The sequence below is a fragment of the Pseudothioclava nitratireducens genome (genome assembly GCF_029210495.1).
Lineage (GTDB): Bacteria > Pseudomonadota > Alphaproteobacteria > Rhodobacterales > Rhodobacteraceae > Pseudothioclava > Pseudothioclava nitratireducens.
The window spans coordinates 30,271-48,279 of sequence record NZ_JARGDK010000007.1 but is presented as its reverse complement, the minus strand read 5'-3'; the positions used below and the strand labels follow the sequence as shown (position 1 = coordinate 48,279).

Annotated in this window: 21 protein-coding genes and 1 tRNA gene; 16 read left to right on the top strand and 6 right to left on the bottom strand. The window is 64.4% G+C overall.

Going from position 1 to position 18,009, the window contains the following annotated elements; all coding sequences use genetic code 11:
- Positions 1-39 precede the first annotated feature (39 nt).
- The 7 genes from rpsP (at position 40) to rpmE (ending at position 4,212) form a co-directional block, all read left to right on the top strand.
- Entirely contained in the window at positions 40-429 is a 390-nt protein-coding gene (rpsP, locus tag P0X85_RS09755; protein ID WP_275812109.1) for a 30S ribosomal protein S16, read from the top strand.
- Positions 430-433: 4 nt separating this feature from the next.
- Complete coding sequence (bluB, locus tag P0X85_RS09750) at positions 434-1,075, top strand: 5,6-dimethylbenzimidazole synthase (protein ID WP_275812106.1); 642 nt, start codon at positions 434-436, stop codon at positions 1,073-1,075.
- Entirely contained in the window at positions 1,075-1,584 is a 510-nt protein-coding gene (gene rimM, locus P0X85_RS09745) for a ribosome maturation factor RimM (RefSeq protein WP_275812103.1), read from the top strand. Before bluB ends, rimM begins: the two co-directional genes overlap by 1 nt.
- Positions 1,581-2,420, top strand: coding sequence for a hypothetical protein (locus tag P0X85_RS09740; protein ID WP_275812100.1), 840 nt, complete (start codon positions 1,581-1,583; stop codon positions 2,418-2,420). The genes rimM and P0X85_RS09740 overlap by 4 nt, the downstream gene beginning before the upstream one ends.
- Before the next feature lie 134 nt (positions 2,421-2,554).
- Positions 2,555-3,343, top strand: a complete 789-nt coding sequence (gene trmD, locus P0X85_RS09735; protein ID WP_275812529.1) for a tRNA (guanosine(37)-N1)-methyltransferase TrmD — start codon at positions 2,555-2,557, stop codon at positions 3,341-3,343.
- Between the two features lie 264 nt (positions 3,344-3,607).
- Positions 3,608-3,979 carry a 50S ribosomal protein L19 gene (gene rplS / locus P0X85_RS09730; RefSeq protein WP_275812097.1) on the top strand — a complete coding sequence of 124 codons (372 nt, stop codon included), beginning with the start codon at positions 3,608-3,610 and terminating at the stop codon, positions 3,977-3,979.
- A gap of 11 nt (positions 3,980-3,990) precedes the next feature.
- Positions 3,991-4,212, top strand: a complete 222-nt coding sequence (gene rpmE, locus P0X85_RS09725; protein ID WP_096434016.1) for a 50S ribosomal protein L31 — start codon at positions 3,991-3,993, stop codon at positions 4,210-4,212.
- 66 nt (positions 4,213-4,278) lie between these two features.
- Here the strand turns inward: rpmE and P0X85_RS09720 are convergent, their stop codons facing one another.
- Positions 4,279-5,541 (bottom strand): SulP family inorganic anion transporter, encoded by a 1,263-nt coding sequence (locus tag P0X85_RS09720; RefSeq protein ID WP_275812089.1) that lies wholly within the window; start codon positions 5,539-5,541, stop codon positions 4,279-4,281.
- 225 nt (positions 5,542-5,766) lie between these two features.
- Here P0X85_RS09720 and P0X85_RS09715 point away from each other — a divergent pair, with 225 nt between their 5' ends.
- A complete protein-coding gene (locus P0X85_RS09715) occupies positions 5,767-6,576 on the top strand; it encodes a division plane positioning ATPase MipZ (protein ID WP_275812086.1) in 810 nt (269 codons plus the stop codon).
- 63 nt (positions 6,577-6,639) lie between these two features.
- Here P0X85_RS09715 and P0X85_RS09710 read toward each other — a convergent pair whose 3' ends face one another.
- From P0X85_RS09710 to P0X85_RS09690, 5 genes are all read right to left on the bottom strand, one after another.
- Entirely contained in the window at positions 6,640-6,798 is a 159-nt protein-coding gene (locus tag P0X85_RS09710; RefSeq protein ID WP_275812083.1) for a hypothetical protein, read from the bottom strand.
- Positions 6,799-6,978: 180 nt separating this feature from the next.
- Positions 6,979-8,592 (bottom strand): bifunctional protein-serine/threonine kinase/phosphatase, encoded by a 1,614-nt coding sequence (locus P0X85_RS09705; RefSeq protein WP_275812080.1) that lies wholly within the window; start codon positions 8,590-8,592, stop codon positions 6,979-6,981.
- A gap of 75 nt (positions 8,593-8,667) precedes the next feature.
- Positions 8,668-8,744, bottom strand: a tRNA-Arg gene (locus P0X85_RS09700).
- A 108-nt stretch (positions 8,745-8,852) separates the two neighbouring features.
- A complete protein-coding gene (locus P0X85_RS09695) occupies positions 8,853-9,353 on the bottom strand; it encodes a DUF4405 domain-containing protein (protein WP_275812077.1) in 501 nt (166 codons plus the stop codon).
- Between the two features lie 75 nt (positions 9,354-9,428).
- Positions 9,429-10,832, bottom strand: a complete 1,404-nt coding sequence (locus tag P0X85_RS09690) for a sensor histidine kinase (protein WP_275812074.1) — start codon at positions 10,830-10,832, stop codon at positions 9,429-9,431.
- Positions 10,833-11,115: 283 nt separating this feature from the next.
- Between P0X85_RS09690 and rpmH the strand changes: the two genes are divergently transcribed.
- The 8 genes from rpmH to yihA all read left to right on the top strand — a co-directional run bounded on the left by rpmH (position 11,116) and on the right by yihA (position 17,977).
- Positions 11,116-11,250, top strand: a complete 135-nt coding sequence (gene rpmH, locus P0X85_RS09685) for a 50S ribosomal protein L34 (protein WP_128186791.1) — start codon at positions 11,116-11,118, stop codon at positions 11,248-11,250.
- A gap of 21 nt (positions 11,251-11,271) precedes the next feature.
- Entirely contained in the window at positions 11,272-11,775 is a 504-nt protein-coding gene (gene rnpA / locus P0X85_RS09680; RefSeq protein ID WP_420851818.1) for a ribonuclease P protein component, read from the top strand.
- On the top strand, positions 11,772-12,044 hold the full coding sequence (yidD, locus tag P0X85_RS09675) for a membrane protein insertion efficiency factor YidD (RefSeq protein ID WP_275812059.1): 273 nt from the start codon (positions 11,772-11,774) through the stop codon (positions 12,042-12,044). Before rnpA ends, yidD begins: the two co-directional genes overlap by 4 nt.
- Positions 12,034-12,918, top strand: a complete 885-nt coding sequence (gene ttcA / locus P0X85_RS09670) for a tRNA 2-thiocytidine(32) synthetase TtcA (protein ID WP_275812056.1) — start codon at positions 12,034-12,036, stop codon at positions 12,916-12,918. The genes yidD and ttcA overlap by 11 nt, the downstream gene beginning before the upstream one ends.
- An 80-nt stretch (positions 12,919-12,998) precedes the next feature.
- A complete protein-coding gene (locus tag P0X85_RS09665) occupies positions 12,999-14,531 on the top strand; it encodes a GGDEF domain-containing phosphodiesterase (RefSeq protein WP_275812053.1) in 1,533 nt (510 codons plus the stop codon).
- Between the two features lie 205 nt (positions 14,532-14,736).
- Positions 14,737-16,572 (top strand): membrane protein insertase YidC, encoded by a 1,836-nt coding sequence (gene yidC / locus P0X85_RS09660; protein ID WP_275812526.1) that lies wholly within the window; start codon positions 14,737-14,739, stop codon positions 16,570-16,572.
- Positions 16,569-17,327, top strand: a complete 759-nt coding sequence (locus P0X85_RS09655; protein WP_275812050.1) for an MOSC domain-containing protein — start codon at positions 16,569-16,571, stop codon at positions 17,325-17,327. Before yidC ends, P0X85_RS09655 begins: the two co-directional genes overlap by 4 nt.
- Positions 17,327-17,977, top strand: coding sequence for a ribosome biogenesis GTP-binding protein YihA/YsxC (gene yihA / locus P0X85_RS09650; RefSeq protein WP_275812047.1), 651 nt, complete (start codon positions 17,327-17,329; stop codon positions 17,975-17,977). Before P0X85_RS09655 ends, yihA begins: the two co-directional genes overlap by 1 nt.
- Positions 17,978-18,009: the final 32 nt, after the last annotated feature.

Sequence of the window (18,009 nt, the reverse complement as noted above, 5' to 3'; positions counted from 1 at the left end):
CCCGGCACCCGACACCAGCCATTCAAAGGAGAAACACTCATGGCTATGAAAATCCGCCTCGCCCGTGGTGGCTCGAAGAAACGTCCGTTCTACGCGATCGTCGCGTCGGACTCGCGCATGCCGCGTGACGGCCGCTTCCTCGAGAAACTCGGCACCTATAACCCGCTCCTGCCGAAAGACAGCGAAGAGCGCGTGAAAATGGACATGGAGCGCGTGCAATACTGGATCAGCCAGGGCGCGCAGCCGACCGACCGCGTGGCACGCTTCCTCGAAGCCGCTGGCGTCAAAGCGAAAACCGAACGCGCCAACATGAAGAAAGCCGTTCCGGGCGCGAAAGCCAAAGCCCGCGCCGAAGAGAAAGCCGCCAAGGCCGCAGAAGCAGCCGAAGCCGCTGCCGCTCCGGCTGCTGACGAGTCGGCCGAAAGCTGATCTCTTGGCGCCCCGGTTCAGCCCCGCATTTCGCGATGAGCTGGCACTCCTGATGCGTTGGCGGCGCGATGTGCGCCGCTTTCGCACCGACCCGGTGCCGGAGGATGTGCTGAACCGTGGCCTTGCCGCCTTTGCCTCCGCGCCTTCGGTCGGCCTGTCCGAACCGTGGCGCGTGGTGACGATCTCAAGCGCCGCGGCCCGGGCTGCGGCGCTTGCCAATTTCCGCGCCGCCAATGCCGAGGCACTGGCCGACTATCAGACCAATGCGCCCTCGCGCGCGGCGCTCTATGCCGGGCTGAAACTCTCGGGGATGCAGGACGCGCCCGTCCAGCTCGCCATCTTCGCCGACGAGGCCACGCCCAAGGGCGCGGGGCTCGGCGCCCGCACCATGCCCGAGATGCGCGCCTATTCCGTGGTCTCCGCCGTCACGCTCCTGTGGCTCGCGCTGCGCGCCGAAGGGGTCGGACTCGGCTGGGTGTCGATCCTCGACCCCGACCGCCTGCGCCGCGATCTCCACCTGCCTGACAGTTGGCGGTTGATCGGCTATTTCTGCATCGGTTATCCCGAGTCGGAAACCGATATGCCCGAACTTGAAACCCTTGGCTGGGAACCGCGCCTCGGCCTGCCTGAACTGGAGCATCGCTGATGACCACCCCTGACCGCATCTGTGTCGGCGCCATTGCGGGCGCGTTCGGCGTCAAGGGCGAGGTGCGCCTCAAAAGCTTCTGCTCCGACCCCGAGGCCATCGCGGATTACGCGCCGCTCTATTCCGAGGACGGCAGCCGCAGCTTCACCCTGACCCTGACCCGCCCGGTGACCGGCGGGCTTGGCGCGCGCCTTGGCGGCGTCGAGACCAAGGAACAGGCCGATGCGCTCAAGGGCGTCACGCTTTGGGCTGACAAGGACAAGCTCCCCTCGCTGCCCGACGATGAATTCTACCACGCAGACCTGATCGGCCTCGACGTCGTCGATACCGGCGGTGAGCGTCTGGGCACGGTCCGCGCAGTCCACAATTACGGCGCGGGCGACATTCTGGAAATCTTCGGGCCGGGCCGCCGTCACGCCCTGCTCCTGCCCTTCACCAAGGCCTGCGTGCCGACCGTGGACCTGACGGCGGGCCGCATCGTCGCCGACCCGCCCGAGGACCTTAAATGACCCGTCCGCGGGTCATCATCCATCCCGGCTTCCACAAGACCGGCACCTCGAGTGTTCAAAGCCATCTGCGCGAGGTTCGCGCCGCATGGGCACCCCGCTATCTCATTGCTTTGCGTGAGGATTTCCGCGATGTGACCGCCGCCGCGCAGGCATTCTCGCGCAGCCGCGACCCGATCGAACTCGGGCTGTTTCAGGCCGGTCTGGCCGAGTGGGCCGAGGGCCTCGAGCTCTCCCGCACCGAGGTCATCGCAATCTCCGCCGAGACGCTGGCGGGCAAGCTGCCGGGCGCACCGGCCAGTGTCAGCGACTACGCCGCCGCGCCCGCCCTGATGGCCGCCGCGGCCGAGGTTTTGCGGATGGCGCTCGGCGCGAAAACCCGGATCGACTTCTACCTCTCGACCCGCGCCCCCGAGGCGTGGCTCGCCTCGCTCCACTGGCAGCATGTGCGCAGCGGTCGGCTGAGCGAACCCGCCGCCGCCTTCGCCGCCCGCATGGCCCCCGGCGCCGATCTGACCGCCGCGGCGCAGGCCATCACCGCCCGCGTCGCGCCCGACCCGGTGCATGTCGTGGCGCTCGAAGACACCCGCGATCTGCCCGAAGGCCCGCTTACGCCGCTTCTCGACCTGATGGGCGTGCCCGCCGCGATGCGCGCGGGCCTTGCCCAGCCGCATGCCTTCAACGCCCGCCCGCCCCGCGCGGCGGAAACCGGCCTTGCCGACCGTCTGGCCGAGATCAACCGCCTTGCGCCCTCGCCCGAAATCGCCGAGACCCGGCGCAAAGAGCTTTTGCGCGCGGCATGGGCCGAGGATGCGCGCCAGAAAGGACCCCCGGCATGAGCGCCGACGACCCTGAAACCCCGAAAGACGGCGACGCGCCCCTGCCCTCGCCCCGCAAGGCCGAGAAATTCTCGACCGCCGAGTTGCTGAACGAAGAGACGCCCGAGGCCGCCCCCGCCCGTTCGCATGGGCGCATGTCCATCGCGGGCCGTGTCTCGACGCTGCGCCGCCCGCGCGACCTGATGGAGGAACGCCCCCCCGCCGCCTGGACCGCGCGCATCGTCACCCTCTTCCCCGAGGCCTTCCCCGGCATCCTCGGCCTCTCGCTCACCGGCAAGGCCCGCGATCAGGGGCTCTGGGGCCTCGACACGATCGACCTGCGCCCCTTCGGCCTTGGCAAGCACAAGAACGTGGACGACACCCCCGCCGGCGGTGGCGCGGGCATGGTGCTGCGCGCCGATGTGGTCGGCCCCGCCCTCGACCACGCCGCCCTCGGCACCCCCGAGGACCGCACCCGCTGGCCCGTCGTCTACATGTCCCCACGCGGCAAACCCTTCACCCAAGCCATGGCGCAACGCTTCGCCGGGGCCGAAGGCATGACCATCCTCTGCGGCCGCTTCGAGGGCGTCGATGAGCGCGTGCTCGACCATTACGCCATCGAAGAGGTCTCCATCGGCGACTTCGTCCTGACGGGTGGTGAACTTGCCGCGCAGATCGTGATCGACGCGACCATCCGGCTCCTGCCCGGCGTGCTCGGCAATCAGGCCTCGACCGAGGAGGAAAGCTTCTCCCACGGGCTCCTGGAACACCCGCAATACACCCGCCCCGCCGAATGGCAGGGCCGCGCCATCCCCGAAGTCCTCATGTCCGGCCATCATGGCCGCATCGAGGCGTGGCGGCGCGCCCAATCCGAAGAGATCACCCGCACCCGCCGCCCGGACCTCTGGGACGCCCATATCGCCAAGCAAAAAAAGGGCGATTGACCCCGATCCGGGCTTGATTTCACCCCCCGCCCCCCGTAAGACGCGCGGGTCCGGGCCGGAATCGGCTTGCGGACCCTTTTTCCCGTGCCACGGGGTGCCTTCTTCCGCACCCGACGACGCGGGCGGGAAATCGGTTCAAGGAATGTCGACCTGATCTCTGGCGGGCGCCCCCTTTTGGGACAAGGCGGACCCGGACGAAGACCGAGAGCTCTGAGGACGCGCAAACCAATTGCGGATCTACCGCAAGTATCGAAAGGACCAGCGATGAACCTGATCGCACAAATCGAGGCCGAGCAAATCGCCGCCCTCGGCAAGACCATCCCGGATTTCAAAGCCGGTGATACCGTTCGCGTCGGCTACAAAGTGACCGAAGGCACCCGCTCGCGCGTTCAGATGTATGAAGGCGTCTGCATCGCCCGCAAAGGCGGCGACACCGTGGCGGCCTCGTTCACCGTGCGCAAGATCTCCTTCGGCGAAGGCGTGGAACGTGTGTTCCCGCTCTACTCGACCAACATCGACTCGATCGAAGTGGTCCGCCGTGGCCGCGTGCGCCGCGCCAAGCTGTACTACCTGCGCGACCGTCGCGGTAAGTCGGCCCGTATCGCCGAAGACAACACCTACAAACCCAAAGCCTGAGGAGACGGAAGATGAAAGCCGATACCCATCCCGAATATCACTTCATCACCGTCAAGATGACCGACGGCACCGAGTATCAGACCCGTTCGACCTGGGGCAAAGAAGGCGACACCATGTCGCTCGACATCGACCCCACCTCGCACCCGGCATGGACCGGCGGTGGCACCAAGCTGATGGACACCGGGGGCCGCGTCTCGAAGTTCAAAAACAAATACGCGGGCCTGGGCTTCTGATCCCACCCCACGGATTTCGCGAAGGGCGTGCCATCGGCGCGCCCTTTTGCTTTGGGTCGCCCCGCCTCAGCGCTCGGGCGGATGCCATTCGGGCGGCGGCACCTTCTTGCGCCGCATCCGCAACGCCAGACCCAGCGCCACACCCACCCCAATGGCCACGGTCAGATCCGCCACCACCGTCAGGACCAGCGTGATCGCCAACAGCGCCTTGTCCGAGCGGCGCTGCGCCCACAGATGCGGCCATTTATGCGGCTCGCTCATATTCCACGCGGTCAGGATCAACAGCCCCGCCATCGCGGGCATCGCCAGATACCCCGCCAGCGGCGCCGCAATCAGCATCACCAAAGCAATCGTCAGCGCATGGACCACCCCCGCCACCGGCGTCTGACCGCCCGCGCGCACATTCGTCGCCGTGCGCGCAATCGCCCCGGTCGCGGGCAGGCCGCCAAACAGTGCCGAGCCGATATTCGCAGCCCCCTGCGCCAGAACCTCGGCATTCGGACGATGCGCCCCCCCGATCATCCGGTCCGCCACCATCGCCGACAAGAGCGATTCAACCCCCGCCAGAAACGCGATCACGAAGGCCGAGGGCAGAAGCGTCATCATCCGCTCCCAAGTGATCTCGGGCAGGTGCGGTGCAGGCAGGCTCGACGGCAGCGCGCCGAACCGCGACTGGATCGTCTCGACCGGCAGCCCGATCACCGCCACCAGCGCCGAGACCACGCCCATCACCACGATCAGCCCCGGCAGTTTCGGAAAGGCCCGGCGCAGCGCCACGATCCCCACCATCGTGACCAGCCCCGCGACAAGGCTCATCGGCGCGAAACTGCCCCGCGCCTCCCAAAGCGCGCCCAGCGTGGCAAAGAACCCTTCGGGCGCGTGCGGGAACTGCATGCCGAGCAGGTCCTTGATCTGGCTTGTGGCGATGATGATCGCGATGCCGATGGTGAACCCGTCGATCACCGGCTCGGGCACATGCCGCACAAGGCTCCCGGCGCGCAGCGCCCCCGCGATCAGCAACAGCACCCCTGCCATCAGCGTGGCCAGCACCAGCCCGTCGAACCCATGCGTCAGGATCACGCCATGGACCACCACGATGAACGCGCCCGTCGGCCCGCCGATCTGCACCCGGCTCCCGCCCAGCGCCGAGATCAGGAAGCCGCCGACAATCGCCGTGATCAGCCCGGTCTCCGGCCCCGCCCCCGAAGCAATCGCGATGGCGAGGCTCAGCGGAAGCGCCACCAGCGCCACCGTCACCCCCGCGATCAGATCGGCGCGCAACAGCGCCCAGCTATAGGCCTGCAAGGTGGTGAAGAGCTTGGGGAGCATTCGGGCATGATCCGGGTGAGAGATGCGCCGACTATCGCGCCCAGGCCCCGATCTGGCAAGCGGTTCGCACCAGCACCGCGCCTGGCGCAAAACCAGCGCAAAACCAGCAAGGGAAAAGGCCGGGAATTTATCCCCCTTGCACCTCGCCGCTTCCATCGGTAGCCCGCAGCTTCTATAGTCGGCAGCAATCCGCCTGCGGGCGGCAAAGGATACGAGGGCAGAGACTTGGCGCATATCATCGTCGTCGGCAATGAAAAGGGCGGCTCGGGTAAATCGACCACCTCGATGCATGTTGCAACCGCGCTGGCGCGGATGGGCAAAACGGTCGGCTGCCTCGACCTCGACCTGCGTCAGAAGTCGCTCGGCCGCTACATCGAGAACCGGCTCGCCTTCATGGCGCGCGAGGGTGTGGACCTGCCCTGCCCCGAGTATCGGGAGCTCCCCGAGATCGACGCGAGCACCCTTCAGCCGGGCGAGAACCCCTACGATCACCGCCTCTCGACCGCCGTTTCCGAACTGGAAACCTCTTGTGATTTCATCATCATAGACTGCCCCGGCTCGCATACGCGGCTCAGTCAGGTCGCGCATTCTCTGGCCGACACGCTGATCACGCCGCTCAATGACAGCTTCATCGACTTTGACCTTCTGGCCCGGATCGACCCGGTCAGCTCGAAGGTGATCGGCCCCTCGATCTATTCGGAAATGGTCTGGGCCGCGCGCCAGTTGCGCGCCCGCGCGGGCCTCAAGCCGATCGACTGGATCGTGCTGCGCAACCGTCTGGGCGCGCAGCAGATGCACAACAAGCGCAAGGTCGGCGGCGCGCTGGAGCAACTCTCCAAGCGGATCGGCTTCCGCGTGGCACCCGGTTTTTCCGAGCGGGTGATCTTCCGCGAACTCTTCCCGCGCGGCATCACGCTTCTGGACCTCAAGGATGTCGGCGTCGAAAAGCTCAACATCTCGAACCTCGCCGCCCGTCAGGAACTGCGCGACCTGATGAAGGAACTGAACCTTCCCGGCATCGAGATAAACTTCTGACAGATAACGAAAAAGCGCCCCTCGAGGCGCTTCTTTTCATGCTGTCGGAGGGGGCTGAATGCCTCAGGCCGTGCGGGTAATCTGCGCGAAGGGCGAGACCCGGTTGCGCGCGCGCTTGCGCGATTTCGCCATCGAGATTTGCGCGAACCGCGCGTCCAGAACAGCATCCTCTGCGGGACGGAACAAGCCAAGGCGGCTAAAGAGTTTGAGCGTGCGTGCCATGGAACTATCCTCCGTCTGGTTGGCGCGATCTGCGATCCGATAGGTTCTTTTTCCCCCTGAATTCGGGCTAAACCTTGACACGCATAAGGTGAGTTGAAGGATTTATCGCGCCGCGCTTGGTGCGCGGGAAACAGTGATTTCCGGCCATTCTCGCGCCGGCAACAATCGCGTCTCGCGCGATCAACGGCCGAACCGCCCCCGCCAGAGCCCGGTTCTGCCCACAGGTTCTCCAATGCCGCTCAGCGCCTCGGCAAACGCCGTGACGCTCGCAAAGCGACGCGCCGGGTCCGTGTGCAGAGCGCGGCGGAGCACCTGATCCTCTACTCCGGACAGCCCAGTGACGCGTTTGCGTAACGGTTGATACCGCCCCGCCGCAGTGAAGGGAGACCCACCACCGCTGAGCATTTCATAAGCGATGACAGCCAACGAGAACTGATCCGCCCCCGGCCCCGCGGCATCGCCCGCGATGAGTTCGGGCGCCGCATAACGCGCCGCGCCCGAGAGCGCCTCCGGCCCGAACCGGGGCCGCGCCTCTTGCACGCCGGGGATGTGAACCATGCCGAAATCGAGGATCACCGCGCGCCCATCGGGCGTGATGATCACATTGCCGGGGCGCAGGTCACGATGCAGCATCCCGCGCGCATGAATAGCTTCAAGCCCTTCGGCAAGCTGCATGATAATACGGCGCACCTGCGCGAGGTCTGGACGCGGATTGGCCTTTATCCATTGGCGCAAACGTTCTCCAACGACAAGCTCCATCACATTGTGCAGCACCGTCTTGGGCGCAGGCGAGGGATGGGCCGAGACCACATGGGGCGAAGCGATCCGGCGCGCAATCCAGTCCTCCATCGCAAATCGGCGCAGACGCGCGGGCATGGCGGCAAGCGCCGGCCCTGGAAGCTTCAGGACAGCTCGACTTTGGCTGATCGGGTCTTGCGCCAGATAGACAAGGCTACGCGGCGAACGCGAGACTTCCTGCAAGACCATCCAGCCCTCGAAAACGCATGGTGGCTCCAGCGGCGGCGGCACCGGAAGCATATCGACCTCGGGCCATACGCGGTCATCGGCGGGCGGCACCGCGTCGATCCGGCAAATCTGGATCGTACAATTGTCGTCGCTCCCCCGCCGGATGGCCTGTCTCACCAGATCTCGCGCGCCCCCCTCAAGCGACGTCGCGGCACGGATCGTGCGCGCGATGAACTGCGGCGCGAGCACCTCGTGCACCCCATCGGTCGACAGCACAAAGACATCACCCACCCGCAGCCCCACGCGGCGGTAGTCGATCTCGACCCGGTCCCGCGCCCCAAGCGCCCGCGCGAGATAGCTTTGATGCGATGAGACCTGTCGGCGGTGATCCTCGGTGAGCGGCTCAAGCCGCTCGCCCCGCAGCCGCGAAATCCGGCTGTCACCCACATGAAACAGATGCGCCTCGCGTCCCAGCAGCACCAGCGCCGAGAAGGTGCAGACATAGCCCCGGTTGATCGCCGTGACGCCCTCCGCCCGACCTTGCGCACAGAGCCAACTGTTGCTCGCGGCGATGACGCGCCCCCCGGCAAGTTTCACGGGCCAGCTTTCGGAGGTGCAGTAGTAATCGGTGAGAAAGCTCTTGACCGCCGTTTCCGCCGCGATCTCACTGACGGTGCTGGTGGAAATACCGTCCGCAATCGCCAGCGCGATCCCGCGGCTCGCCAGCAAATCCCCATCGGGAATCATCGCACCGTGAAAATCCTGATTGACCGGCTTGAGCCCGGCCTCCGAATACTGCCCCAAGCTGATCGCAAGCGCTTGCCCCATGGATCATGGATACTGCAAAGCCAGCAGCCGGAAAAGCACAGAGGCGGCGCTGCCTTGATCCTGAATGTTGGGAAGTGGCGGACCCGGAGCGATTCGAACGCCCGACCCCCAGATTCGTAGTCTGGTGCTCTATCCAGCTGAGCTACGGGTCCACTGTGGGGGGCGATTTAGCCCCCCCGTCGGGGCATTGCAAGGGGTAAAGTGACGGAATTTTGCTTCTTCGTCAGATTCCCTGCAAGCCCCCAGCCATGCGAGGCGGATCAGTTGGAACCACCGGTCTGCGCGAAGATCGTATTCAGGATGGCGGCCTGCCGCCCGCGATCACCGCCAGCCAAAGCACCGACCGTCTGCTGCGTGTCTGCGGCCTCGAAGCCCGCCTCTTTCAGCGCGGCCAGCACCGCTTGCGGCTCCTGACCCGAAAGCTCGGCCAGTTGCGCCACGCGCGACTGCCCCATGACGCCCATGACGCGCACCATCGGGTTGCCGCCCGCCTCGCCCCCCGAGAGCATCATCGAGAGGCCCAGAACCACCGCGCCGAGCGCCATGATCGCGCTGCCGACGGGACGCCGGAAATAGAGCGTAAATGCGCGCCAGTTCAGGACCAGATGCGCCAGACCGCCCGCCACCATCGCAAAGCCCGCGAATTCGTGAATCTGCTTCATCATCCCGAATTCGAGATGAAAGAACATCAGGCTCCCGGTCACCGCCATCACCAGAAACGACCCGATCACCAAAGGGGTGGCCCATGCACGCAACGTCATTGTCTTCTCCTGCAAAATGCTTCGACCGCTTGTCGGTCTCAGGCGTTCTACGGGCGCCGAAAGCGTTTCCGGCGTTCAGATTTCGGCGGTTGCAAGTTCGAGGTCCTGCGGCAGCATGATCTTGAAAACGGTGCCGTTTTCATCGCTGCGCACAAGGTCCAGACGGCCACCATGTCCGCGCACCAGCTCGGCCGAAATCGCAAGCCCCAACCCCGTGCCTCCCTTCCGCGTGCCGCCCGAGAACGGCTGGAAAAGATGCTCTTTGGCGCGCGCCGGCAGACCCGGCCCGGTATCTTGCACCCGAATCCAGACCGCGTCGCCCTCTTCACCCGCGCCAATCTCAACGGTGCCGGGCTGCCCGGTCGCGGCGATCGCCTGACGGGCGTTGCGCACCAGATTCGACAAAACGCGGTAAAGCTGCTCGCGGTCCGCACGGATTACCAGATTGGCCGCGATATCGGTCACGAATTCGATCCCTGCATCCGTGGCGGGCGGCTGCTCGCTCTCGACGATTTCACCGACCAATCCGCTCAGATGGAAGCGCGAAAGCGTGGGCGGCGGCTCTTCGGCCTTACCGAAGGCGAGCGTGGTTTCACACAGATTGACCGCACGCCCGATGGAGTTCACGAGCTTCGGTGCCGCACGCTGCACCGCCGGGTCGTCCGAGCCCTCCATCCGGTCCGCGAAAAGCTGTGCAGTCGTCAGAATGTTGCGCAAGTCATGGCTGATCTTGGCCACCGCCTGCCCAAGCTGCGCGAGCCGCTCCTTTTGCCTGAGCGCGCCCGTCAGATGGCGCTGCATCTCGGCCAAGGCTTCCTCGGCGGTGCGCAATTCCTCGATCCGGGCAGAGGGTTCGATGAAGCGGCGCGCATCCTCGGGTGCGTCGGCATAGGCCGAGACCTGCCCCACCAACCGCTTGATCGGCTTGAGCATCAGCCGCCGCACCAGCGCAAACAACAGCACCGCCGTCAGCACCGAGAGCACCGCCGAGAGTACAAGCAGCCGCACACCATATTCCATCATCGCCGCGCGCAGCGGCCCGGTCTCCATCGTGACCTCGATCACCAGCCCGCCTGACTGCACCGGATCGCCGATCACCCGGATGACATGGTTGGCCGGATCGACCAACACCGCCAGCGCATCGCGGATCGGCTCCCAGAAACGGGCCTCGCGCAGGTCATAGGTCGCCACGACTGGCCCGGGAATCGGCGATGACAGCACAAGCTGACGCACGGCGTCGCGCCGCAAAACAACGTTGAACACCCCGGCATTGGCGAGCAACTCGGCCTCAAGATCGGGTTCGATCATCTGATCCGTGGTCAAAAGCGCGAGCGAGGCGATTTGCGCCCGCTCCAACCGACTGAGCAGATAATCCTCGCGGAAATTCGAAAGGCCCGGCAAGAGGATCAACACCTCGGCCAGCACGACGAAAGCCGTCGTCAACGCCAGAAACCGGCCAGAAAGAGAGTTGACCGCCATCGTTCTCCACTTGTGCGGGCGGGACCCGCAGCGGGCACACACCCCGCCTTGCGCCGAAATCACCGGCTTTTCGAAGAAATACCAAAGCCTTCGCGGAATAAATAGGGGGGCGTTGCGACCGGCGGAAGGGCGCGCATGACGATGGGTTGCGCAACGGTGCGGAAAAGACTCGAAAAAACGCCGCAAGCGAATTGACTTGGGGGGCGAGCGCGACTAAAGACCGGGCTTCGAATGATATCGGCCCTCGAATCCGTATTTCTGGGCCCGAACCGGAGTGAACACGATGAAACGCACTTTTCAGCCGTCGAACCTTGTTCGCGCCCGCCGCCACGGGTTCCGCGCCCGCATGGCCACCAAAGGCGGCCGCAAGGTGCTGAACGCGCGTCGCGCCAAGGGCCGCAAGGTTCTTTCGGCTTAAGGCCGGCACGATCTGCAAGGCATGACACCGCCGGAGGCACCCGTGACTGATCCTACGGATCGGCGCGCGGGAAGCGCCCCGGCGGTTTCCGTTTGCCCGGAGGTTGCCATGCACCCGCCCCTCGCCATCCTGCGTCAGCGCGCCGATTTCCTGCGCGCAGCCAGTGCGCGGCGGCAGGGCACGCCCGGCTTCCTGCTGCAAGCCCGCCCACGCAAACCCGAAGAGCCCGTCGCTGCGGACATGATCCGGGTGGGCTTTACCTGCTCCAAGAAGGTCGGCAACGCAGTTGCCCGCAACCGCGCCAAGCGCCGCCTGCGCGAGATCGCCCGGCTGATCCTGCCGCAAGCGGGCCGTCCGGGCTGGGATTACGTGCTGGTCGGTCGCCCCGAGGCGACCGCGACACGCGACTTCGCCCTGATGCTAGACGACCTGACGCGGGCGCTCGCCTCGGTTCACTCTGACCAGCCCCGCAAACCGCGCCCCGAGGGCGAGGCCCCGCGCGGACGCCGGAGGGGCAAGTCATGACGCCGCTCGCCCACCTGCTCGCCCTGCCCGTGCGCGCTTATCGTCTTCTGCTGAGCCCTTGGGTCGGGCATGGCTGCCGCTACCAGCCGACCTGCTCCGCCTACGCGCTCGAAGCGCTGGAACGTCACGGCGCGATCAAGGGCGGATATCTGGCGGCGAAACGCGTGCTCTCCTGCCATCCCCTCGGCGGACATGGCTATGACCCGGTGCCCGGCGCCGATCCCGACTTCGACGCTGAACGCGCAAAGGACCGCTCCGATGCTGGATGACGACGACGCACCGATCCACCCGCTTTTTGCGGGTGCGCCCTCGACCACCGAGTTCAAGAAGCTGCGCAAACGTATCGTCCGCGAAACCCGCGACGCGATCGAGAAATACGGCATGATCGAACGTGGTGCGCGCTGGCTCGTGTGCCTGTCAGGCGGGAAGGACAGCTATACGCTCTTGGCGATCCTGCACGAGTTGAAATGGCGGGGCCTGCTGCCTGTGGACCTGTTGGCCTGCAATCTCGATCAGGGCCAGCCCGGCTTCCCTTCGACGGTTCTGCCAAAGTTCCTCGAAGACATGGGCGTGCCGCATCGGATCGAGTATCAAGACACCTATTCGGTCGTCGTCGATAAGATCCCACAAGGGCGCACCTATTGCAGCCTCTGCTCGCGTCTGCGGCGTGGAAACCTCTACCGCATTGCCCGCGAAGAGGGCTGCTCGGCCGTGGTGCTGGGCCATCACCGCGACGATATTCTCGAGACCTTTTTCATGAACCTGTTCCACGGCGGGCGTCTGGCGACCATGCCGCCCAAGCTGGTGAACGAAGAGGGCGACCTGTTCGTTTATCGCCCGCTTTCCTTCGTGGCCGAGGTCGATTGCGAGAGATTCGCCACCCAGATGAATTACCCGATCATCCCCTGTGATTTGTGCGGCTCGCAGGACGGCTTGCAGCGCCAGCAGGTGAAGCAAATTCTCGATCAATGGGAAAAGAACAGCCCGGGGCGCCGACAAGTCATGTTCCGCGCGCTGATGAACGCGCGGCCCTCGCACCTGTGCGATCCCTCAATCTTTGACTTTACGGGGCTGAGCCTGACCGGCGCGCCGGATACACAGGATTTTAGCCAAAACATCCCGAATTTACGCCAGAGCGATTAACCGTTCGATGACCAAAGCGCCCTAGGCTCCTCTGCAGCGGACATGAAACCGTCCGGGAATCGTATTGAGGGGCATCGGTTATGGGACAGCGCAGCGGCGGGGGGCATCCGCAACCATGGGCATTTCTGGTGCGGCGCGAACTGATCGCCTTTGTGCCCGCAATCGGGCTTGCGGCGCTCTGGTTCGGCGCGGAGGCCGCCAGCCTTGTCGCATTGACCGCGTTCTGGGTCGCCTGGATGACGCGCCCGCTTGGTCCCGCAGAGGCGCGCGAAGACGATGCCGCTGACGGGGCGACCGGATTGCCACTACGTGACGCGGCGGTGGACGCGATGGATGCCTTCCTTGAAGACGCGACCGCGCGCGCGCATGGAACAGCCTGCCTCGTTTTGGGGCTGGATCAGCCAGAAAACCTTGAGCGTCACTTGCAACCATCCGAGTTCGAAGAGGTCTTGTTTCGAACCGCGGAGCGGCTCAAGGCGGTGCTGCGCGAGCATGACATCGTCGCCCGCCTCGCCGGGGCTCGATTCGCCGTCATGCTCAAACCAACCCCCCGGCCTGATCTGGAAAGCATGATCCAGTTGAGCGGACGCTTGCAGACGGCTGCGGAGGCGCCGCTCTCCATCGCCACACGTTCGATACCGCTATCGGCCCATGTCGGTTTTTGCCTGAAAGGTCGCAGTGTCGGCCATGACGGCGAAGCGATGCTCAGCGCCGCGGAAATCGCTGCCGAGGAGGCGCAGCGCAACGGCCCGAGCGCCATCCGCGCTTTCTCGGTCGAGGTTCAGAAAACCGCACAGGCCCGCTCCGATCTTTCAGGCGAGGCGTCCGCCGCGCTCGAAGGCGGGATGATCCTGCCCTACTTCCAACCGCAGCTCTGTACCGACACGGGCCGCATCTCTGGCGTGCAGGCGATTCCCCGCTGGTCCCACCCTGATCGGGGGCTTCTGACGGAGAAAGATATACTCCCCGCGATAGACGCCGCGGGGCTGCGGCAGCGTTTCGCCGAAATCATGCTGTTCCAGTGCTTTCACGCACTGCGCGAATGGGACCGATTGGGGGAGCCATTCGGACCTGTTTCTCTCCCGGTCTCACCCGAGTTGATGACCAACCCGAAAATGTCGGAACGACTCCGTTGGGAGTTCGACCGCTTCGACATAGCCCCCAACCGTATAAGACTTATCCTTCAGCAAAATCTTTTGCCCCAGATCAGAGACGAGGTGATCGCGCACAATCTGGCACAATGTCATCGGATGGGATGCGCGATCGAGTTGGCGGGCTTCGGGGCCAGCGATGCCTCGGTCACGACGATCCGGCGCTCCTCGGCAAGCCGACTGCGGGTGCATCGCAGCTTCGTTGCGCGGATCGACACGGATGCGGAACAGAAGCGCGCCGTGGCGGCAATTATCTCCATGGCGGAAGGGCTGGGCCTTGAAACCCTAGCGGAGGGTGTTCAGACGATTGGCGAGCATGCGGCCTTGTCTCAGCTGGGATGCCGGCACGTCCAAGGCCGCGCGATTGCGCTGCCAATGCCCCTTGAGGAAACCATCGACTGGGCTCGGCGTCATCGTGCCAAGTTGCGATCCACACCGCTTCTCGGTCGCAAACAAGGATGATCGCCGCCTCGATACTGCCGGATACGGGGCTTGGGCGCGCATTTCCGCATTTGATCAGCTCGTAAGAGAGCAAAGTGCTCTCAGATCAAAAAACCTGGCAAGATTGACGGGCATCCGGCCCCAAACCGGGAAAAGCCCTTGACCTTTCCCGCCCCCTTCTGTTGAACCTCCAGCAACTTCCGACAGGCTGGTGGACCCCGTTTTTATGGACAATCAGAACAAGAACCTCATCCTCGCGACCGTCCTTTCGGCGCTCGTTTTGTTCGTGTGGACCTACTTCTTCCCCGCCGAGCAGGTTGCCCCTCCTCAAGGGACCACTGTGTCCGATCAGGCCGCGACCCCGACCGCACCGAATGTGACCCCGACCGAAAGCGCTGTCGCAGCGGCCACGGCGGATGCGGGGCTAACCGAAGCGGCCACGCAGTCTGAACTGGCGCAAGCCCCGCGGGTGAGCGTTGAGACCCCGGAACTGACCGGCTCCATCTCGCTCCTGGGCGGTCGCTTCGACGATTTGTCGCTCAAAAGCTACAAGGAGACACTCGACGCCGGCTCACCCTTGGTGCGCCTGCTCGCGCCGACGGGCGGGACGGAACTCAACGCCGCCAAACCCTATTATGCAGTCTATGGCTGGTTGCCGACCGCCGGGCTCGACCCGGCGCTGCTGCCGGGTCCGCGCACGCTTTGGAGCGTCGAGAGCGGGTCAGTTCTCACGCCGGACACGCCGATCACCCTGCTCTGGGACAATGGCGCGGGGCTCATCTTCCGTCGCGAAATCTCGGTCGACGCCGATTTCATGTTCACGGTGACCCAAAGCGTCGAAAACACGACAGCTACCGCCCTTCGCCTCGCGCCTTATGGCATCGTGGCCCGTCACGGCATTCCCGAAACGAACCGTGTTTACGTTCTGCATGAAGGCGCCGTTCGAATGTCCGACGGCGAGTTGCAGGAAATCAAATACGATAACGTGACCGATATCGACCCGGTCGAGAGCGAAGGTCAGGCAGAAAAAATCGCAGTGCTCGAAAGCGGCTGGGCTGGCTTTACGGACAAATACTGGATGACCACTCTGATCCCGAGCGGCGCGTTCACCTCGGTCGTGAAGTATGTCGCGGGGGCGGACATCTACCAGACCGAAGCCCGCCTGCCGGTCATGGACGTCCCCGCTGGCGCCACCGCAACCGCGCAAACGCGTCTGTTCGCGGGGGCCAAGGAATGGGAGGCGATCAAGCGCTACGAGGAAGAAGGCGGAATCGACGGCTTCATCGACTCGATCGATTGGGGCTGGTTCTACTTCCTGACGAAGCCGATGTTCCAACTGCTGCACTGGCTCCATGGTGCCATTGGCAACATGGGCTGGGCGATCATCGCGCTCACCGTGATCATCAAGGCGCTGGTCTTCCCTCTGGCACGCAAATCCTACATCTCGATGGCCAAGATGAAAGAGCTTCAGCCCGAGATGGAGAAGCTCAAGGAAGCCGCTGGCGACGACCGGATGAAGCTTCAGCAAGGGATGATGGAGCTTTACAAGAAGAACAAGGTGAACCCAGCTGCCGGCTGCCTGCCGATCCTGCTGCAAATCCCGATCTTCTTCTCGCTCTACAAGGTGATCTACGTCACGATTGAACTCTATCATGCGCCCTGGATTGGCTGGATCAAGGATCTCTCGGCCCCTGACCCGACCTCGATCCTGAACCTGTTCGGCCTGCTGCCCTTCGCAACGCCCGAGCCCGGCTCGATGCTGTTCATGCTTTCGCTTGGCGTGCTGCCAATCCTGCTCGGTGTCTCGATGTGGTTCCAGCAAAAGCTGAACCCCGCCCCGACGGATCAGACCCAAGCCATGATCTTCGCATGGATGCCGTGGGTGTTCATGTTCATGCTGGGCAGCTTTGCGTCGGGTCTGGTGCTGTACTGGATCGCGAACAACACGATCACCTTCATTCAGCAATACACGATCATGTCGATGCACGGCAAACGTCCGGAACTCTTCGATAACATCAAGGCAGGCTTCAAGAAAAAGCCCGCCGAACCGACGAAGAAATGACGGCGCAACTCGCGCATATCATCCGGCACCCGATCAAATCGGTTGGCTACGAAGAGATCGACGGCGCGCTCCTCACCGAGGGGCGCGCTATGCCTTTGGACCGGGTCTGGGCGATCGCGCATGAGGCCGCCGCCTTCGAGAGTCCACTCTCGTGTTGGGCCAGCAAGCGCAACTTCCTGCGTGGTGTTGCAGCGCCGGGCCTGATGGCCGTTCAGTGCCGAATGGAGCCTGATGGCAAAATTTACCTCAACCACCCCGAGCAATGGCACGTCACGCTGGACCCGGACGATCCGGCGGATCGCGTCAAGCTGATCGAGTGGGTGCGCCCTTTCTGGCCGACCAACCGCCCCGCGCCGCGGTCCGTGGAACGGCTTTCGAGCGATCAAAGCCTCAGCGATATGGAGGCGCCCTATGTCTCCATCCTCTCCACGGGGTCACTTGACCGTCTCTCCGAAACCGCCGGCACGCCCGTGTCAAAGCACCGCTTTCGCGGCAATCTCTGGATTGACGGCTGGGCCCCCGGCGCGGAGCGCGATCTGATCGGACGCACCGTTCGGATCGGCGCTGTGGACATTGAGATCGAAATGCCTATCACGCGGTGCCGCGCGACCTGTGCCGACCCCGTCTCGGGGCAAGACAATCTTGAAACGCTTGACCTGCTCCAATCCCTTTGGGGCAATACTCAATTTGGCCTCTATGGCCGAGTTCGCACATCCGGCCCCGTCTTTCAGGGCGACCCGGTGGAGATCCTCTGATGCAAATGCAATTCTCCCTCGCCCCCGAGCCCGATCAGTTCGCCCGCGAGCGCGGCCGACTACTTTTTGCCGCCCCGGTGGACTTCCTCAAGGGCGTCGTCGCGATGAGCGGGCTGCCCCCGGCCGATCGGCTCGAGGTCTGCTTCGCAGGGCGCTCGAATGTCGGGAAGTCGAGCCTGATCAATGCGCTCACCAATCGCAAAAACCTTGCGCGCGCATCGAACACGCCCGGCCGCACACAAGAGATTAACTACTTCACGACCCAGGATGGCCCCTATCTCGTCGACCTGCCCGGCTATGGCTTTGCCCAAGCGCCGGTCGCCGTGGTCGCCAAATGGCAGGCCCTGCTGAAAAGCTATCTCTCGGGCCGCGCCACCCTGCGCCGCGTCTTTGTGCTGATCGACTCGCGTCACGGGATCAAGGCCGTGGACGACGAGATCCTCACGCTGCTCGATCGCTCCGCCGTGACCTTCCAGGTGGTTCTGACGAAGCTCGACAAGATCAACCTGAAAGACCGTGAAAAGGTCATCGAGCAGGTGAAAACCGCGCTGCAAAAACATCCGGCCGCCTACCCGGAAATCGTGATCACCTCGTCCGAGAAGGGCGAAGGCATCGAGACCCTGCGCGCGATCATCGCCAATCTCGAATAGGCCTCCATCAAACCCAAAATACTGCGCAGCCC

Coding starts and splice junctions, on each gene's coding strand:
- rpsP (WP_275812109.1), top strand. CDS start 40: ATGGCTATGAAAATCCGCCTCGCCCGTGGTGGCTCGAAGAAACGTCCG.
- rimM (WP_275812103.1), top strand. CDS start 1,075: ATGACCACCCCTGACCGCATCTGTGTCGGCGCCATTGCGGGCGCGTTC.
- P0X85_RS09740 (WP_275812100.1), top strand. CDS start 1,581: ATGACCCGTCCGCGGGTCATCATCCATCCCGGCTTCCACAAGACCGGC.
- trmD (WP_275812529.1), top strand. CDS start 2,555: ATGTCCATCGCGGGCCGTGTCTCGACGCTGCGCCGCCCGCGCGACCTG.
- rplS (WP_275812097.1), top strand. CDS start 3,608: ATGAACCTGATCGCACAAATCGAGGCCGAGCAAATCGCCGCCCTCGGC.
- rpmE (WP_096434016.1), top strand. CDS start 3,991: ATGAAAGCCGATACCCATCCCGAATATCACTTCATCACCGTCAAGATG.
- P0X85_RS09720 (WP_275812089.1), bottom strand. CDS start 5,541: ATGCTCCCCAAGCTCTTCACCACCTTGCAGGCCTATAGCTGGGCGCTG.
- P0X85_RS09710 (WP_275812083.1), bottom strand. CDS start 6,798: ATGGCACGCACGCTCAAACTCTTTAGCCGCCTTGGCTTGTTCCGTCCC.
- P0X85_RS09705 (WP_275812080.1), bottom strand. CDS start 8,592: ATGGGGCAAGCGCTTGCGATCAGCTTGGGGCAGTATTCGGAGGCCGGG.
- P0X85_RS09695 (WP_275812077.1), bottom strand. CDS start 9,353: ATGACGTTGCGTGCATGGGCCACCCCTTTGGTGATCGGGTCGTTTCTG.
- P0X85_RS09690 (WP_275812074.1), bottom strand. CDS start 10,832: ATGGCGGTCAACTCTCTTTCTGGCCGGTTTCTGGCGTTGACGACGGCT.
- rpmH (WP_128186791.1), top strand. CDS start 11,116: ATGAAACGCACTTTTCAGCCGTCGAACCTTGTTCGCGCCCGCCGCCAC.
- rnpA (WP_420851818.1), top strand. CDS start 11,272: ATGACACCGCCGGAGGCACCCGTGACTGATCCTACGGATCGGCGCGCG.
- yidD (WP_275812059.1), top strand. CDS start 11,772: ATGACGCCGCTCGCCCACCTGCTCGCCCTGCCCGTGCGCGCTTATCGT.
- ttcA (WP_275812056.1), top strand. CDS start 12,034: ATGCTGGATGACGACGACGCACCGATCCACCCGCTTTTTGCGGGTGCG.
- P0X85_RS09665 (WP_275812053.1), top strand. CDS start 12,999: ATGGGACAGCGCAGCGGCGGGGGGCATCCGCAACCATGGGCATTTCTG.
- yidC (WP_275812526.1), top strand. CDS start 14,737: ATGGACAATCAGAACAAGAACCTCATCCTCGCGACCGTCCTTTCGGCG.
- P0X85_RS09655 (WP_275812050.1), top strand. CDS start 16,569: ATGACGGCGCAACTCGCGCATATCATCCGGCACCCGATCAAATCGGTT.
- yihA (WP_275812047.1), top strand. CDS start 17,327: ATGCAAATGCAATTCTCCCTCGCCCCCGAGCCCGATCAGTTCGCCCGC.